This is a genomic window from Rhodoferax sp. BAB1 (genome assembly GCF_013334205.1).
Lineage (GTDB): Bacteria > Pseudomonadota > Gammaproteobacteria > Burkholderiales > Burkholderiaceae_C > Hylemonella.
The window spans coordinates 2282609-2298088 of the sequence record NZ_CP054424.1; the positions used below are offsets into that span (position 1 = coordinate 2282609).

15 protein-coding genes are annotated in these 15480 nt (G+C 66.2%); 9 read left to right on the top strand and 6 right to left on the bottom strand.

Annotated elements, in window-relative coordinates:
* The first annotated feature begins 36 nt into the window (after positions 1–36).
* From HTY51_RS10980 to HTY51_RS10990, 3 genes are read left to right on the top strand one after another with little or no spacing between them, the layout of a single operon-like run.
* Positions 37–198, top strand: a complete 162-nt coding sequence (locus tag HTY51_RS10980) for a DUF2256 domain-containing protein (RefSeq protein WP_174252781.1) — start codon at positions 37–39, stop codon at positions 196–198.
* Entirely contained in the window at positions 195–1745 is a 1551-nt protein-coding gene (locus HTY51_RS10985) for a cryptochrome/photolyase family protein (RefSeq protein WP_174252782.1), read from the top strand. Before HTY51_RS10980 ends, HTY51_RS10985 begins: the two co-directional genes overlap by 4 nt.
* 54 nt (positions 1746–1799) lie before the next feature.
* A complete protein-coding gene (locus HTY51_RS10990; protein ID WP_174252783.1) occupies positions 1800–2186 on the top strand; it encodes a DUF2237 family protein in 387 nt (128 codons plus the stop codon).
* Between the two features lie 10 nt (positions 2187–2196).
* On the opposite strand, the gene hpxZ is transcribed toward HTY51_RS10990, so the two are convergent.
* Positions 2197–2580 (bottom strand): oxalurate catabolism protein HpxZ, encoded by a 384-nt coding sequence (gene hpxZ / locus HTY51_RS10995; RefSeq protein ID WP_174254245.1) that lies wholly within the window; start codon positions 2578–2580, stop codon positions 2197–2199.
* Between the two features lie 154 nt (positions 2581–2734).
* Positions 2735–3535: a DeoR/GlpR family DNA-binding transcription regulator gene (locus HTY51_RS11000; protein WP_174252784.1), complete on the bottom strand. Its 801-nt coding sequence runs from the start codon at positions 3533–3535 to the stop codon at positions 2735–2737.
* Positions 3536–3650: 115 nt separating this feature from the next.
* On the opposite strand from HTY51_RS11000, the gene HTY51_RS11005 reads away from it, so the two are divergent.
* From HTY51_RS11005 to HTY51_RS11030, 6 genes are read left to right on the top strand one after another with little or no spacing between them, the layout of a single operon-like run.
* Positions 3651–4355: an HAD family hydrolase gene (locus HTY51_RS11005; protein ID WP_174252785.1), complete on the top strand. Its 705-nt coding sequence runs from the start codon at positions 3651–3653 to the stop codon at positions 4353–4355.
* A complete protein-coding gene (locus tag HTY51_RS11010; protein ID WP_174252786.1) occupies positions 4348–5514 on the top strand; it encodes an ABC transporter ATP-binding protein in 1167 nt (388 codons plus the stop codon). The genes HTY51_RS11005 and HTY51_RS11010 overlap by 8 nt, the downstream gene beginning before the upstream one ends.
* Before the next feature lie 18 nt (positions 5515–5532).
* Complete coding sequence (locus HTY51_RS11015; RefSeq protein ID WP_174252787.1) at positions 5533–6402, top strand: carbohydrate ABC transporter permease; 870 nt, start codon at positions 5533–5535, stop codon at positions 6400–6402.
* Complete coding sequence (locus tag HTY51_RS11020; RefSeq protein WP_254606860.1) at positions 6402–7235, top strand: carbohydrate ABC transporter permease; 834 nt, start codon at positions 6402–6404, stop codon at positions 7233–7235. The genes HTY51_RS11015 and HTY51_RS11020 overlap by 1 nt, the downstream gene beginning before the upstream one ends.
* A 39-nt stretch (positions 7236–7274) precedes the next feature.
* The gene (locus HTY51_RS11025) at positions 7275–8537 is read left to right on the top strand and encodes an ABC transporter substrate-binding protein (protein WP_174252788.1); all 1263 of its coding nucleotides are present in this window, start codon (positions 7275–7277) and stop codon (positions 8535–8537) included.
* Positions 8538–8551: 14 nt separating this feature from the next.
* Positions 8552–9343 (top strand): phosphodiesterase, encoded by a 792-nt coding sequence (locus HTY51_RS11030; protein ID WP_174252789.1) that lies wholly within the window; start codon positions 8552–8554, stop codon positions 9341–9343.
* A gap of 127 nt (positions 9344–9470) precedes the next feature.
* Here the strand turns inward: HTY51_RS11030 and HTY51_RS11035 are convergent, their stop codons facing one another.
* The 4 genes from HTY51_RS11035 to HTY51_RS11050 all read right to left on the bottom strand — a co-directional run bounded on the left by HTY51_RS11035 (position 9471) and on the right by HTY51_RS11050 (position 15474).
* The gene (locus tag HTY51_RS11035) at positions 9471–10139 is read right to left on the bottom strand and encodes a VCBS repeat-containing protein (RefSeq protein ID WP_174252790.1); all 669 of its coding nucleotides are present in this window, start codon (positions 10137–10139) and stop codon (positions 9471–9473) included.
* Between the two features lie 282 nt (positions 10140–10421).
* On the bottom strand, positions 10422–11294 hold the full coding sequence (locus HTY51_RS11040; RefSeq protein ID WP_174252791.1) for an efflux RND transporter periplasmic adaptor subunit: 873 nt from the start codon (positions 11292–11294) through the stop codon (positions 10422–10424).
* The gene (locus tag HTY51_RS11045; RefSeq protein WP_174252792.1) at positions 11291–13315 is read right to left on the bottom strand and encodes a hypothetical protein; all 2025 of its coding nucleotides are present in this window, start codon (positions 13313–13315) and stop codon (positions 11291–11293) included. Before HTY51_RS11045 ends, HTY51_RS11040 begins: the two co-directional genes overlap by 4 nt.
* Positions 13316–13317: 2 nt before the next feature.
* The gene (locus HTY51_RS11050) at positions 13318–15474 is read right to left on the bottom strand and encodes a peptidase M50 (RefSeq protein ID WP_174252793.1); all 2157 of its coding nucleotides are present in this window, start codon (positions 15472–15474) and stop codon (positions 13318–13320) included.
* Positions 15475–15480 lie beyond the last annotated feature (6 nt).

Below are 15480 nucleotides of genomic sequence, written 5' to 3' on the forward strand. Positions count from 1 at the left end.
TACATTCGGCGCTGCACACCGCATCCCCCGCAGGCCATGACCCCGTCCCAAGACTACAAAGGCAACAAGCAGTCCCTGCCCGGCAAACCCTGCAGCGTCTGCGGCCGCCACATGAGCTGGCGCAAGAAATGGGAAAAAAATTGGGAGCAGGTCAAGTACTGCTCCGAAGCCTGCCGCCGCGCCCGGCCTGCCGCATGAGCACGCTGCGCTCGCTCGTGCTGGTGCTGGGCGACCAGCTCGATCTGCAGGCGACCGCCTTCGACGGCTTCGATCCGGCGCAGGACCGCGTCTGGATGGCCGAGGTGGCCGAGGAATCCACCCACATCCCCTCCGGCAAGCCCCGCACCGTGCTTTTCCTCAGCGCCATGCGCCATTTCGCACAGGCCCTGGCACAGATGAGCCGGCCGTTGCACTACGTGCGGCTGGACGAGACCGGCAACCGAGGCAGCCTGGCGCCCCAGCTGGCGCACGACCTGGCCACCTTGCAGCCGCAGCAACTCATCATGACGGCGCCGGGCGACTGGCGCGTGCTCAAGGCCCTGCAAGCCACGGCCGCTGCCGCCGGCCTGCCCCTGGAGATCCGCGACGACCGGCATTTCTACACCACGGTGCGCGACTTCGCCGCCCATGCCCGCGGCCGCAAGAGCCTGCGCATGGAGTACTTCTACCGCGAGCAGCGCAAGAAACACCAGGTGCTGATGGAGGGCGAGCAGCCCGCCGGCGGCCAGTGGAATTTCGACGCCGACAACCGCCAGGCTTTCGGCCCCCAGGGCCCGGGTTTCGTGCCGCCGCGCAGCCGCTTCGAACCCGACGCGATCACGCGCGAGGTCATGGCCCTGGTGCAGCAGCGTTTTGCCACGCACCCGGGCGAGCTGGAGAGCTTTGCCTGGCCGGTCACGCGCGCGCAGGCCCTGCAGGCGCTCGATGACTTCATCACGCAGCGCCTGGCCGATTTCGGCCACTGGCAGGACGCGATCTGGCCGGGTCAGCCCTGGCTCTACCACGCCCACCTCTCCGCCGCCCTCAACCTCAAGCTCCTCCATCCGCGCGAGGTGGTGGCCCGGGCCGAGGCCGCGTACCGCACCGGCCAGGTGCCGCTGTCCAGCGCCGAGGGTTTCATCCGCCAGATCCTGGGCTGGCGCGAGTACGTGCGCGGCATCTACTGGACGCAGATGCCGCAGTACCTCGAAGGCAATGCGCTCGACGCCCATGAAGACCTGCCCGCCTGGTACTGGACTGGCCGCACCGATCTGGCCTGCCTGGCCGACGCCATCAGCCAGACGCTGCAGCACGGCTACGCGCACCACATCCAGCGCCTCATGGTGACCGGCCTGTTCGCCCTGCTCTATGGCGTGGAACCCCGGCAGGTGCACGCCTGGTACCTCGGCGTCTACGTGGACGCGGTGGAATGGGTGGAGCTGCCCAACACCCTGGGCATGAGCCAGTACGCCGACGGCGGCCTGATGGCCAGCAAACCCTATATCGCCAGCGGCAAATACATCGAACGCATGAGCCCCCTGTGCAAAGGCTGCCGTTACGACCCGGCCCAGCGCACCGGCGAACGCGCCTGCCCCATCACCACGCTGTACTGGGATTTCCTGCTGCGCCACGAAGCCCTGCTGGCGAGCAACCCGCGCACCGCGCTGCAGGTCAGGAACCTGGCCCGGCTGGACGCGGCCGAGCGCCTGGCCGTGCAGGCGCGTGCCGACGCCATCCGCCGCGGCGAGGTCGGCACGCTGGACTGAGAGGGTGGTAAGCGGCCCCGTGCCAAACGGGGCGTTTTGCCATAAGCTCAGGCCATGACCACCCTGAACGTCCTGGGCACCGAGCTCATGCCCTGCTCCTACGACCCGCTCACCGGTTTCCACCGCGACGGCTGTTGCAAGACCGACGCGCACGACCTGGGCTCGCACGTGATCTGCGCGCGTCTGACGCAGGCCTTCCTCGACTTCTCCGTGGCCAGCGGCAACGACCTCGTCACCCCGCACCCTGAGTACCGATTCCCCGGCCTGAAAGCCGGCGACCGCTGGTGCCTGTGCGCGCTGCGCTGGAAAGCGGCGCTAGAGGCCGGTGTGGCCCCGTCCGTGGTGCTGGAATGCACGCACTTGCGCGCGCTGGACTACGTCACGCTGGACCAACTGCGCGCGCACGCGCTGCTGCCCGGCAAACGCGAACCCCAGCCCTGAGCCGGCGGCCTCAGCGCGGCGCGGCCAGCAGGCTCACATGCGCGGCCACCACGCGCCAGCCCGCGGGCGTGCGCAGCCAGGTCTGGCTCTGGCGGCCAATGGCCTCGCTGCCGCTGCGACGGAACTCGCAGTTGGCCGTGGCGTAGTCGCTGCCGTAGGTGGTGATCACCGTGCGCGTGAGTTCGCGCATCAGGCCCACCGAGGGCCGCCCCGCGCGGAAGGCCCGGATCTCGTCGTAACCGTACAGGTTCTCGGTGGCGCCGTAACGCAGCGTGTGCGGGCTGTCCCAGAACAGCTCGTCCAGCACCTCCACCTTGTTGTTGACCAGCGCGTCCTCGTAGCGCGCAAAAGCAGCCCTCACTTCGGCCAGTACCTCGGGGCGGTTGATCTCCATGCGGGGGTCCTCTTTCATGCTGCCAGTTTCGCGGAAACTGCATGCTAGCCCAGATCGACACACCGAACAGAGGATCCGGCACCGCAACGACCGCCGGCCCGGGCCTGCATGGCCGAGATCGTCTCGCGCTGCTTGAGCTTGTTGCGGCGCGGGTTCACCCTGCCGCGTCGTCAGGCGAGGCCACCAGCACCTCGACACCAAGAGCACTCACCTGGCTGCGATCGCTGTCGCTGACACCCGAGTCCGTGATAACACGCGTGACCCGCTTCAACTCGCAAATGCGGAAGATCGCCTGTGAGCTGAATTTTGACGAGTCCACCATCACGGTGACCGACTGCGCTGCATCAACGAAGCACCGATTCATCGCCGCCTCGTCCGGGGACAACATCCCTATGCCACCGGTCGGGGAGATTCCATGCACACCGAGGAAGGCCACCCTGACGGAGATATCGTCGAAAGCGCCTGGTGCTGGCCGGCTCACCGACGCCATCTTCTTGAAATCCACCGTACCCGGCAAGAGATACACCGCGGCGTTCTGGCTGCGGGCGAATTCCATGGCCACGGTCAGTCCATTGGTGACGACATGCAGATTCTGGTGGCCACGCAAGGCCTCGGCCAGATGGCGCGAGGTGGTGCCCCCGTTGACCAGGATGCAGTCGCCATCGGAGACCTGCTGCGCCGCAAGTTCCGCGATGGCGCGCTTTTCGCGGACGTGTTCGCGCTCGCGCTCGGCGTAACTGATGCTTTCGTAGCGCGCCCAGCCCTCGGCAATCATCTCGCCGGAGATCGCACCGCCGCGCGTGCGCGCCAGCAGTCCGCGCTCCTGCAACTCGATCAGGTCCCGGCGGATGGTGATCGGTGAGGTCTGGAACCTCTCGGCCAGAACGGTGACCTCGACAGCGCCGCCCCCCTGGACCAGGGCAACGATTTCCTTATGGCGTGCGGCTTTGAGCATGGGCGTTGGGCGTGTTCATGCCTGGATGGGTTTCCTGAATCTATCCTGATTCAGGGAACTATAGGATCAATACAAGTCATCAGAATGACACAAGATGTTCGTAGCATCGGCGAATATGAACATAAACGATCATTTTCGCGCCATGGTATTCGATGTCGATGGCACTCTGTTCGACACCCTCCCTTCCCTGGCGGCCGCTGCCAATGAGGTGCTGGAGCACGCCGGCCTGCGCGCCATCGCAATGCCACTGTTGCGACCGGCCTTGAGCGAAGGGCTGGTCCCGATGTTCCGCCAGGCGCTCGCACTCCAGACCGAGACGATTCCCGACGGGACCGCCGCCCGGTTGGAAGAGGACTACCTGGCCTTGTACATGCAACGCGGGCTCGCGACCACCAGGCCGTTCCCCGGTGCCGCCGCCGCGCTGGAGGCGTTTGCGACCCAGGGCCTGCGACTTGCCATCTGCACCAACCGCGATCGGGCCTCGACGGATGCGCTGCTTGCCGCCGCGGCCTTTCCCGTTGACTTCGAAGTCATCGTCGGTATCGGCGACGCCCCCCTGGCCAAGCCTGCAGCCGACCCGCTGCTGCGGGTGCTTGAACTGATGGGGTTGCCGCCATCACAGGTGCTGTTCATCGGGGACTCCGCCATCGATGCGCGCTGCGCGCAAGCAGCCCAGGTCCGTTTTGCCGCCCACCTCGGCGGTTATGCCAGCCACCCGGACGATCTGCTGCCGCAGGTGGCTGGCTTCGACGGCTACGACCAACTGACTCAATGGGTACTCAAGCGACTGCCCACCGACAAGGAGGCATGCCATGCCTGATATCCAGATCAAAGGACTGGTCAAGCAGTTCGGCGCCACCCAGGTCCTCAAGGGCCTGGACCTGGACGTACGAGACGGCGAATTCCTCACCTTGCTCGGCTCGTCGGGCTGCGGCAAGTCCACCCTGCTGCGGCTGATCGCCGGCCTGGACCAGCCCGATGCGGGGACGATCCACCTGGGTGAGCGCGACTTGCTGCAACTCTCGCCCAGCCAGCGCGACTGCGCCATGGTGTTCCAGTCCTACGCGCTCTACCCGCACATGACGGTCGGACAGAACATCTGCACACCGCTGCTGATGCGTGGCCTGAATTTCTGGCAGCGCCTGCCTACCCTGCGCTGGCTTTCGCCCGCCATCCGTCGCAAACACGCGGAGGTAGAAATCAGCGCACGCAAGGTCGCGCAAAGCCTCGGCATTGCAGATCTGTGGGATCGCAAGCCGGCCCAGCTCTCCGGCGGTCAACGCCAGCGCGTGGCCCTGGCGCGCGCCATGGTGCGTCACCCGGCCGTGTTCCTGTTCGACGAACCGCTGTCCAACCTCGACGCCAACCTGCGGCAGACCCTGCGCGCCGAGATTCGCCAGCTGCACGATCAACTCGGGGTGACTTTCATCTACGTGACCCACGACCAGCATGAGGCCATGTCCATGTCGGACCGTGTCGCCGTCATGCGTGAAGGGCGAATTCTCCAACTGGGGACGCCCGACGAGATCTACAACCAGCCGGCGAATATCGAGGTCGCCCGTTTTGTCGGTGCGCCCCGCATCAACCTGCTGCAGGGCGAAATCCGCGGCAACGGCAGCGTCTGGTTGCTCGGCCGGCAAATTGGCCTCATTGACGGGATGCAAGGTCTCAATGGCGAGCCTCTACCCTGCCGGGTCGGATTCCGGCCGCAGACAAGAACGCAGGCTCTGGTGGACGGCCTGGAGATTCATGGCCGCGTCAGCGCCGTCGAGTACACCGGGGCGGAGTTGATCGCCACCGTCAAGCTGGCAACGTCGGAACAAAGCTGCGTCTTCTGCCTGCACAACAGTCATCCGAACCTTCGCATCGGCGAGCTGCTTCGCGTCTGGATTCCGCTGGATCAGATTCACGTCTTCGGTGCCGACGGCCAGCGACTGGCCTTCCGCCCCCACGCCGTGCTGCTGGACGCCGCGGCCTAAACCTCTCGGGCCCCACACATGCGCGTCCATCCGCTGAATACCTTGATGCTGCTCTCGCCAGCCACCGTGCTGCTGGTCGTGCTGCTGCTGCTGCCCGTCGCCGTCGTGGCCGTGATGTCCCTCACCGACTGGCAGTTCGGCGCCGCCACCCTGAACTGGATCGGCTTGGCGAACTACGTGGAGCTCTGGAGCGATCCGGTGTTTCGCAAATCCCTGGGCAACACCTTTCTCTATCTGGTCCTGGTCACCGGCGGCGCCGTCAGCATAGGCCTGGGCGCCGCCTTGCTGATCGAGTCCGACAGCCAATTGCGCGGCTTCTATCGCACGGCATTCTTCATGCCCGTGGCCTCGACACTGATCGCCATGGCCGTGGTGTGGCAGTTTCTGCTGCATCCCAGTGCCGGCATGGTCAACCACGTGTTGACGATAGTCGGCCTGACACCACGCGACTGGCTGAACGACCGACACGTGGCGCTTTATTCGCTGGCCGCCATCGGCATCTGGCAGATGTCGGGCCTGGCTCTGGTGCTGTTCCTCGCGGGCCTCAAAAGCATCCCCCAGGACATCCGCGACGCCAGCGCCCTGGACGGGATCGCACACCCGTGGGAGCGCTTTCGCCGCATCACCTGGCCGCTGCTGGGGCCGACGACGCTGTTCGTGGTCACGGTCTGCGCCATCCGTGCCCTGCAGGTGTTCGACACCGTGCATGTGCTGACGCGCGGCGGCCCCAACAAATCGACCGAGGTGCTGCTGCACACGATCTACGCCGAAGGCTTCAGCTTCTTCCGCATGGGCTATGCCAGCGCCATGACCATCGTGTTCATTGCCGGCATCTTCTTCCTCACCCAGGTGCAACACGCCACCATGGAACGAAAGACCCACTACTGATGAACCGGCCTTCACTCCCTTTCCGCATTGCGCGCCACCTGCTGCTGATGACGGGCGCCCTGGTCTTTCTGACCCCGTTCATCTGGATGGTCCTGACCTCGCTCAAGCCGGCGGACGAGGTCTTCACCCGCGAACTGACCCTGCTGCCGACGCGGCTGGCCATGGTCGAAAACTACACCGAGGCCCTGACACGCGTGCCCTTGCTGCGCTACCTCTGGAACGGAGTCGTGGTCTGCGCGGCCATCCTGGTGCTGCAGATCCTGGTACTGCTGCCGGCGGCCTACGCCTTTGCCAAGCTCGAATTCCGGGGCAAGACCTGGGCCTGGCGCCTGGTCTTGCTCGCCCTGATGATTCCGCACCAGGCCACGGCCATCCCCATCTACGTGATGCTGCACCACGCGGGAATGCTCAATACGCTGTCGGCGCTGATCGTGCCCTTCTCGATCTCGGCCTTCGGCATCTTCCTGATGCGTCAGTTCTTCCGCACCGTCCCCGATGACCTCGTGCACGCGGCGCGTCTGGACGGCATGAGCGAGTTCGAGCTCGTCTGGCGTGTGATGCTCCCCACAGCGGTGCCGGCCCTCTTTGCCTTCGCCATCTTCTCGGTGGTCTGGCACTGGAACGACTATTTCTGGCCGCTGCTTGTGATCTCCTCGCCCGAACTGGCCACCCCCCCGCTGGGCACCATGTTCTTCCGCAATGAGGAGGCCGGCATCAATTACGGCCCGCTCATGGCCGGCACCGTCCTCATCACGGCGCCGCTGCTGCTTCTGTTCATCGCCGCCCAAAAGCGGTTTATCGAAGGCGTGACGCTGACCGGCGTCAAAGGCTGAACCTCTCCCTCCCTCTCTATCCACCAAGGAGTCCATCCGATGAAACGAATTTTTCTCAAATCCATGGCGGCCGGCGCGCTGCTGGCCTGCAGCCTGGCGCAGGCCCAGCCGGCGGTCGAAATCGTGGTCGACTACCCCTACGCAGGCATCTTCAAGGACGTGCACGAAAAGATCGCACGTGACTTCATGGCCAAGTACCCGCAGTACAAGGTGTCCTTCCGCGCGCCCACTCCCGGCTATGAAGAGGCAACGCAGCAGTCACTCCGCCAGGCGGTTACCAACCAACTGGCTGACGTCTCCTATCAGGGCCTGAACCGTCAACGCGTTTTCGTCGACCGCGACATCGCCGTTGACATGACACCCTTCATCAAAGCCGAGCAGAGCTGGGACAAGATGGGCTACGACAAGGCCCTGCTGTCCCTCGGCCAGGTCGGCAACAAGCAGGTCGGCATCGGCTTCTCGCTTTCGACCCCGATCGTCTATTTCAACGCCGACCTCGTCCGCAAGGCCGGCGTGGCACCGGATCAGTTCCCCACCACCTGGGAGGGCATCGCTGCGCTGGCACGGAAATCCAAGGCGGCCAACGCCGGCACCCAGAGCATGCACCTGGACTGGGAAATCACCGGGAACTGGATGTGGCAGGCGCTGGTGTTCTCCAATGGCGGCACCATGCTGACCCCCGACGAGAAGAAGGTGGCCTTTGACGGCCCGGCGGGCAAGGCCGCGATGCAGACCTTCGCCCTGGTCGTGAAGGACGGCGAGATGCGCAACGGGGCGCTCAACACCGCAAGCCAGGACTTTGTCTCCGGCAATCTGGCCATCCTGGTCACCTCGACGTCGCGCCTGGGTCTGATCACCAAGCAGATCGGCAGCCGTTTCGATCTGCGCACTGCGCGCATGCCGATCGAGAAGAACGGTCGCCTGCCGGCCGGCGGCAATGTGGCCATGATGTTCGCCAAGGACCCGGCCAAGCAGAAAGCCGCCTGGGAATACATCAAGTTCGCCACGGGACCGCTGGGCGCCACGGCCATGGTTCATGGCACCGGCTACTTCCCGGCCAACACCATCCCCGCCAACGATGCCAACCTGCTCAAATCGTTCTACGAACAAAACCCGAACCATCTGACGGCCATCAAGCAGCTGCCGGTGTTGACGGGCTGGTACGCCTTCCCCGGTGAGAACGGCCTGAAGATCACCGACGTCATCAAGGATCACATCCAGACCGTGATCTCCAAGGAAACCACGCCGGAGAAGGCGCTCGCCGCCATGAGCCGCGACGTACAGGCCCTGCTGCCGCGCTGATGGAGACATGCCCCATGTTCAAGTTCATCCATCTCACGGACGTCCATCTCGTTGAGCAGGGGCATGCCCTTTACGGGCTGGACCCGGCCAGGCGATTGGCGCGCTGCATCGACAGCATGCTGGAGGAGCACGCGGATGCGGCGCTGTGCGTCGTGACGGGCGACCTGGCCCACGTCGGCCACAAGGACGCCTACCGGCAGCTGGCCGAGCAGCTCGGCCGCCTGCCCATGCCGGTGCTGCCCATACTTGGCAACCACGACGACCGGGCCAACTTCCGCGAGTTCTTCCCGCGCGTGCCGGTGGATGCCAATGGCTTCATTCAGTACGAAGTCCCCGTCGGCCCCTACCGCGGGCTGTTCCTCGACACCAACGAGCCCGGCGTCAGCCACGGCGTGCTCTGCGAGCAGCGCGCGCGGTGGCTGGCCGAACGGCTGGGCGAGGACGACCGGCCGGTGCTGCTGTTCATGCACCACCCGGCGTTCCCGCTCGGCATACCGTCGATGGACCGCATCTCCCTGCTGGATACGGCACCGTTCCAGCGCGCGCTGTCGGGGAAGACCCAGCGCATCAAGCACCTGTTCTTCGGTCACGTCCATCGCCCGATCTTCGGCTCGTGGCACGGCATCCCGTACTCCACGATGCGCGGCACCAACCACCAGGTGGCCTTGCGGCTCGACGATACGGCCAAGATCCCGGGCAGTCACGAGCCGCCGCAATACAGCGTCGTCCTGCTGGGCGAGGAATCGATCACGGTCCATGTGCACGACTTCCTCGACCGCAGCGAGCGCTTCTGGCTGGGCGAATAGCAACATACGCCAGGGGCGCTGTTCGACCCATGGCGGACTCTCAGCGGCTTCGAAAGCAGACGCTCAACGTTTGAGGTGAGCGGATGCCGCAGGCAATCCGCGCTTGACTGACGTGTTATCCAATCCACTACTTATTTGCGCCATTGATACGCGAGTCAAAAATGGTGAGCTTGCCATTCTTGAAAATGAATTTCCGTACCACTTTGGACTTGGTCGCGGGTTTATTTGCCCCACCTTCTGAAGAAATTACTTCTTCAACCAGATCCAGCTTTCCGTCGTTATCTAGATCCGAAAATTTCCATGAGACCTCCGTACTGGAGCAGCTACTAAGGTCGGCTGCACATCCGGATTCAAACTCAGCCTGATGCAGAACTATTGCGTCCCATCCGTCAAACTGCACAATGGATTTAACTCCAGATTCTGTTCCCTGCCCAGAGCCAACAGATATCGCGACCACCTCCGAGACTCCGTCTCTGTCAAGATCAAAGACCTTGATACCCCCCCTCACTGGCTCAGCGATCTCTCGCACCTCCTGCAGCTGAGGGCGGACTATGACTGTGCGGAACATTTCATTTCGCCCGCGGTCGAACGAAGCCTCCACAAGGTAGGCAACCTCCTTGCCTCGGAGACGAACTTGAATTGGTTTTCCAAGCAGATCCATTTCTTCATTCGACGCTGCTTTCCACCAACCTGCAATCATTTCCTTTGTCGGAGATGCTTCAGCCTTGGCAGAAGGGAGGCAAAAAAAGGAGAGTGCAATGAGTACGAGAACGCGGTTCGGCAAAAGGATTTTCATTTGCGGGCTAACGTGATAAAGATCGCAAAACCTGCGAAATAAAACGGCGATTCAACATCGTCAGTTTCATGGGAACGGATCTAGGTTATTGATCTGAAAGGACATCAATTGCCGTTGGTTCGATTGACACGGTGGATAAAAGAGCACGCTAACTACCCAGCGACTTTCCCAAGTCTATGAGGCCTGAGGCGCTGGGCATATCCCCCAAAAGGGGCATAGAGAGACAGCTTCAGGGGCCGATCATTGTTATCCGCTCCTGGCCGATACCAGACAGCTTCCGCCTCACCGCGCCGACCCACTCAGCGGCACCCCCCGCCCCTTCACCCCCCGCAGCGCCGGAAAGTCCGCCTTGCAGCGCACCCCCGCCGGCAGCGCGGACGCGCTGTTGGGCAGCTCCAGGCGCACACCGAAGGTGCCGCTGGCCGCGTCGAACACGCTGTCGACGATGGTGACGGTGGCCTTGTAGCTGCCGCCCAGGGCTTCGGGGGTGATCTCGGCCGTGCTCAGGCGCTTGATCTGGCCGTAGGCCTCGATGGGCAGCACCACCTCCACACGCAGGGGCTTGACCTGGGCCAGCTTGAGGATGGGCTTGCGGCCCGTGCCGGATTCGGCCAGGTCGCCGGGGTTGAGCAGGCGGTCCATCACCACGCCCTCGAAGGGGCTGCGCAGGGAACGGCGGTTCAGCGCCTCGCTGGCCTGGCGGAACTCCAGGCGCGCCACCTCCAGCTCTTCCTGCACTTCCTTGTAGGCCGATTCGGCCAGCAGTTTTTCGGCCTGGGCCTCGTCACGCGCCTGGGCTGCAACGAACTCCTTGTTGTGCAGTTCCTGCGAGCGCTCGAACTTCTTGCTGGCGTATTCCAGCCGGTTCCTGGCCGACTGCAGGCGCCCGCTGACCTGGGCGCGGTAACGCGCCAGCTCCACGCTGGACTGCTCCACCGAGGAGTCGAGCTGCACCAGCACCTGGCCGGCCTGCACCCGGTCCCCGCGCTTGACCAGCACGCTGTGGATCACGCCCTCCACCGGGCTGCGCAGCTCCACGATCTGGTTGGGTTCGATCAGGCAGTCGTAGGGGTTGGCCTGCGCGCCGCCGGCGCCCAGCAGCAGGGCGAGCAGCGCCAGGCGGTGGCGCCTGTCCTTCGGTAAAAGCCTCATCATTCCCCCTTCCCCGTGAAAGCCAGCGACTGGTTGAGCTGGGTGTCCTGTTTGAGATTGGCGATGCGCAGGGCCGTGTGGCGGCGCTCGGTGGTCCACTGTGCCAGCCAGCGCAGGGCGCCGCAAGTCCAGGCCGGCAGGCGCGTGCCCTGCTGCAGCACGCGTTGCAAGAAGGCCGTGGGGCCGGGCACGGCCACGGTGTAGATGTCGTCCTGCAGCGAGACGATGGCCTGGCAGCTGCCAGCGTCGCCCTGGCGCGCGCAGCGGCCGAAGAGCTGGCGGTCCACCCGGCCCGAGTCATGGAACTCGGTGAGGATGACGTGCAGGCCACCGCGTGCGTCCACGCCCTCGCCCAGTTCGATGTCGGTGCCGCGGCCCGCCATGTTCGTCGCCACCGTCACGCGGCCGGCCTGGCCGGCTTCGGCCACCACGGCGGCTTCGTCGGCGTCCTGCTTGGCGTTGAGCAGGGCGTGGGTGATGCCCTGCGCGTGCAGCACGGCGCTGATCTCCTCCGAGGCTTTCACCGAACGGGTGCCGATCAGCACGGGGCGGCCCGCGGCGGCCAGGGCGCTGGCGGCCTGGGCCACGGCCTGCCACTTGGCGGCTTGCGTGGGCAGCAGGCGGTTGGGCAGGTGCACACGGCGCGAGGGCTTGTTCAAGGGCACACGCACCACCTGCAGGCCGTAGACGGTGCGGATCTCGCGCGCAGCTTCGGCGGCGGTGCCCGTCATGCCCGAGAGGTGCAGGTAACGCCGGAACAGGCGCTGGTAGGTCAGGCGCGCCAGGGTCTCGCGCCGCGGCGTGGGCTCCACCCGCTCCTTGGCCTCGATCATCTGGTGCAGGCCGCGTTCCCAGGAGCGGTCGGGCATGAGGCGGCCGGTGGATTCGTCCACGATCTGCACCTTGCCTTCGGCCACCACGTAATGCTCGTCGCGCAGGTAGAGGTGGATGGCGGCCAGGGCCTGGCGCAGGCGCTCTTCTCTGGCACGCGCTGAGGTCCAGATGCCGCCCAGTTCGGCCGCGCGCTCTTCGGCATAGGCGTCGAGCCGGGCCTGGCCGCTGTCGGTCAGCAGCACGCGGTGGATCTGGCGTTCGACCAGGTAGTCCTCGCCCTCCTCCAGCTGCGCGGCCAATTCGAGCGCGGCAGCGCAGTCGGCCAGCTCTTCGGCCGCGCCGCGGCTGGCCGAGAGGATGAGCGGGGTGCGCGCCTCGTCGATGAAAACGCTGTCGGCCTCGTCGACCAGGGCGTAGTACAGGCCGCGCATCACCAGCGCCTCTTCGTGCGCGGCCTGGCCGCGCAGCAGGCGCGCGGCCTGGTGCAGGCGGCTGCCCTGGCCCTTGACGGCCACGCGGTCGCGCAGGTAGTCGAAGGCCACCTCCTTGTTGGTGGCGTAGGTGATGTCCTGCGCGTAGGCCAGTCTCCGCAGCGGCTTTTCCTGGCCCTGGAAGACCACGCCCACGCTCAGGCCCAGGAAGTCGTACAGGGGTTTCATCTTCGCGGCGTCGCGCTTGGCCAGGTAATCGTTGACCGTGATCACGTGCACCGGGTAACCGGCCAGGGCCACGGTGCAGGCCGGCAGGGTGGCGCAGAAAGTCTTGCCCTCGCCCGTGGCCATCTCGGCCAGGCGGCCGCGCAGCAGGGCGTAACCGGCCATGAGCTGGCTCTCGAAATGGCGCAGACCCAGGCAGCGCCCGGCCGCGGTGCGGATCAGGGCAAAACTCTCGGCCACCAGCTCGGGCGTGTAACCCTGGGCGCGCAGGCGCGCGCGCAAGGCGGTGGCCTGGGCGCGCAGCACTTCGTCGGGCAGCGCGTCCAGCGCCTCCGAGCGGGCCAGGGCGTCGCGCGCCACCCGGCGCATCACGCGCAGGTCACGCTGGAGCAGATCACGCAGCGGGGCGAAACAGGCGGCATCGATGGCCAGGGCGGCGCGGTCGTGCCAGTGCAGCTCGGGCCGTGTGCGTTCGGCATAGGGGGAACCACGGGCCCAGAGCCGCGAACTGTAGGGCAGGACGGCGCTGGACATGCCTAAACCTGGAAATGCGAGAGGAAAAGCCGGCGGATGCCGCGGTACCACTGCTGGGCCAGGGGCTCGGGCGGGTGGTCGAAGCGGGCATGGATGCGCTCGCCGAAGAAGACAGCCGAGGCCGGGTCCACCCCGCCGGTGAGGGCCACGTCGAACTGGAAGGTGCGCTCCAGGGTGCGCGCGCCCTCGCGGTCGCGCGGGTCGGTGGCGAGCAGACCCCCGCCTTCGGTGGCCAGCACGCGGCTGGGCAGGTAGCTGTCGCCGCCGGGCACCTCGCGCTCCAGATGGCCCTGCAGCACCCGCTCGGGCTGGTGGGCCAGGCGCAGTTGCACGCCAGTGGTGGCGCCGCGCACCAGGTCGGCGGCCTCCTGCTCGACCACCACGCGTGCCAAGAGGCGCGGCTCGTCCAGCACATAACCGAGCAGCTCGCCCTGGCGGTAGTGGCGCCCGGGCATGTCCTGGGCCTGCACCACGACGAAGATGCCGTCGGACAGTGCACGCACGTTCTGCTGGTCGAGGCGGCCGAGCTGGATGGCCAGCGTGGCGTCGGCGGCCTGCCACTGCTCGCGCGCGATGGCGGCCTGGGCACGGTCGCTGGAGAACTGCGCCATGTAGACGGCCCGCAGTTCGGCGGCACGCGCGCGTGCGCTGGCGGCCTCGGCCTCCAGCGCCGGGTTGTGCAGGGTCAGCAGCAGGTCACCGCGGCGCACGGTCGTGCCCGGTGGCACGGCCAGCGAGACCACAAAACCGCTCTGCCCCGCGCGCACCAGGGACTGCTGGGGCAGCCAGGCCACGCCCTGGGCCACCGTGCGAAAGGGCAGTGGCAGCACGAAGAGCAGCAGGAAGAGGCCGGCCAGCACGCCGCCCGTGACGCCCCAGACCCGGCGGCGGTAGGGCATCAGGCGCGGGCTGCTGCCCAGGTGCGCCACACCCTTGGCCAGCGGGATCAGCGCCATGCTGGCCACGGCCCAGAGCGCAAGCAGCACGCCGATGAAAAAGAAGCCGCTGGCCACGAAGAGCGCGATGGCCACGGTGACGAAGACGCGGTACAGCGTGGACAGCACGCCGTAGAGCGCGAGCCAGACCTTGTCGGTGCGGGCGGTCTCGGGCGTTTCGGCTTCGCGCGCGCCGAAGGCATAACGCTCGATGAGGTAGCCCCAGTAACGCAGGGCGCGCTGCGCGAGGTTGGGCATCTCGATCAGGTCGGCCAGGATGTAATAGGCGTCGTAGCGCAGCAGGGGGTTGCCGTTGAAGACCAGGGTGGAGACGCCGGCCACCAGCATCACGTTGAAGAGCGCGGCGCGCAGCAGCGAGGGCTCCAGCAGCAGCCAGAGGTAGAAGGCCAGCGCCGCCACGAAGAGCTCGACCACCATGCCGGCCGCGCCGACCAGGGCGCGGTCGAACTTGTTCTTGAACACGCTGGAGGCCGAGGCCTCCACATAGGGCACGGGGATGAGCACCAGCAGCACCACGCCCAGGTCGTGCACCTCGCCGCCGCCGCGCTTGACGGCGATGGCGTGGCCCAGCTCATGCAGGGCCTTGAGCGCGGGGAAGACCAGCAGCAGGAGCAGCAGGTTGTCGGTGGCCAGCACGCGGTCGGCGAAGTTGCCGGTCAGCGCCGTCCACTGCGAAGGCAGCAGCAGCACGGCGGGCAGCACCACGGCCAGCCAGAGCAGGCCGCCCCAGCGGCCCCAGAGCCGGTGGACCAGCGGGCGGATGCGGTTGAGGAAGGCGTCCGGGTCCCAGAGGTGGATGCGGATGGCCATGGGGTTGAGCCAGGACTTGCGCCGGGTCTGGCGCTGCTGTTTCTCGCCGCGCTCGAAGAGCTCGGCCGCGTCGGGCAAGGTGTCGCTCTGCAGCAGGTCGGCCGCGTGCAGCTGGCCCAGCAGGCGGATCACCTCGTCCTGGCTGGGGGCGTCCTCGCCCAGCTCGCGGTTGGCCAGTTCCCAGACCTGCTGCACGGTGCGCTCGCCGTCCATGGCGGCGATGAGGAAACGCGCCGAGGGCGTGAAGCGGTGGATGCGGCTGCTGACCGGGTCCTGCAGCAGGTACCAGAGCTCGCCGCGGAAACGCATGCGGTGCAGGCGCGCATGGCCGCGCAGGCGCGGGCGCACGCCGGCCACGCGGTACCAGTTGGTGGAGAGCATGGAGTCGCTCATGCCACC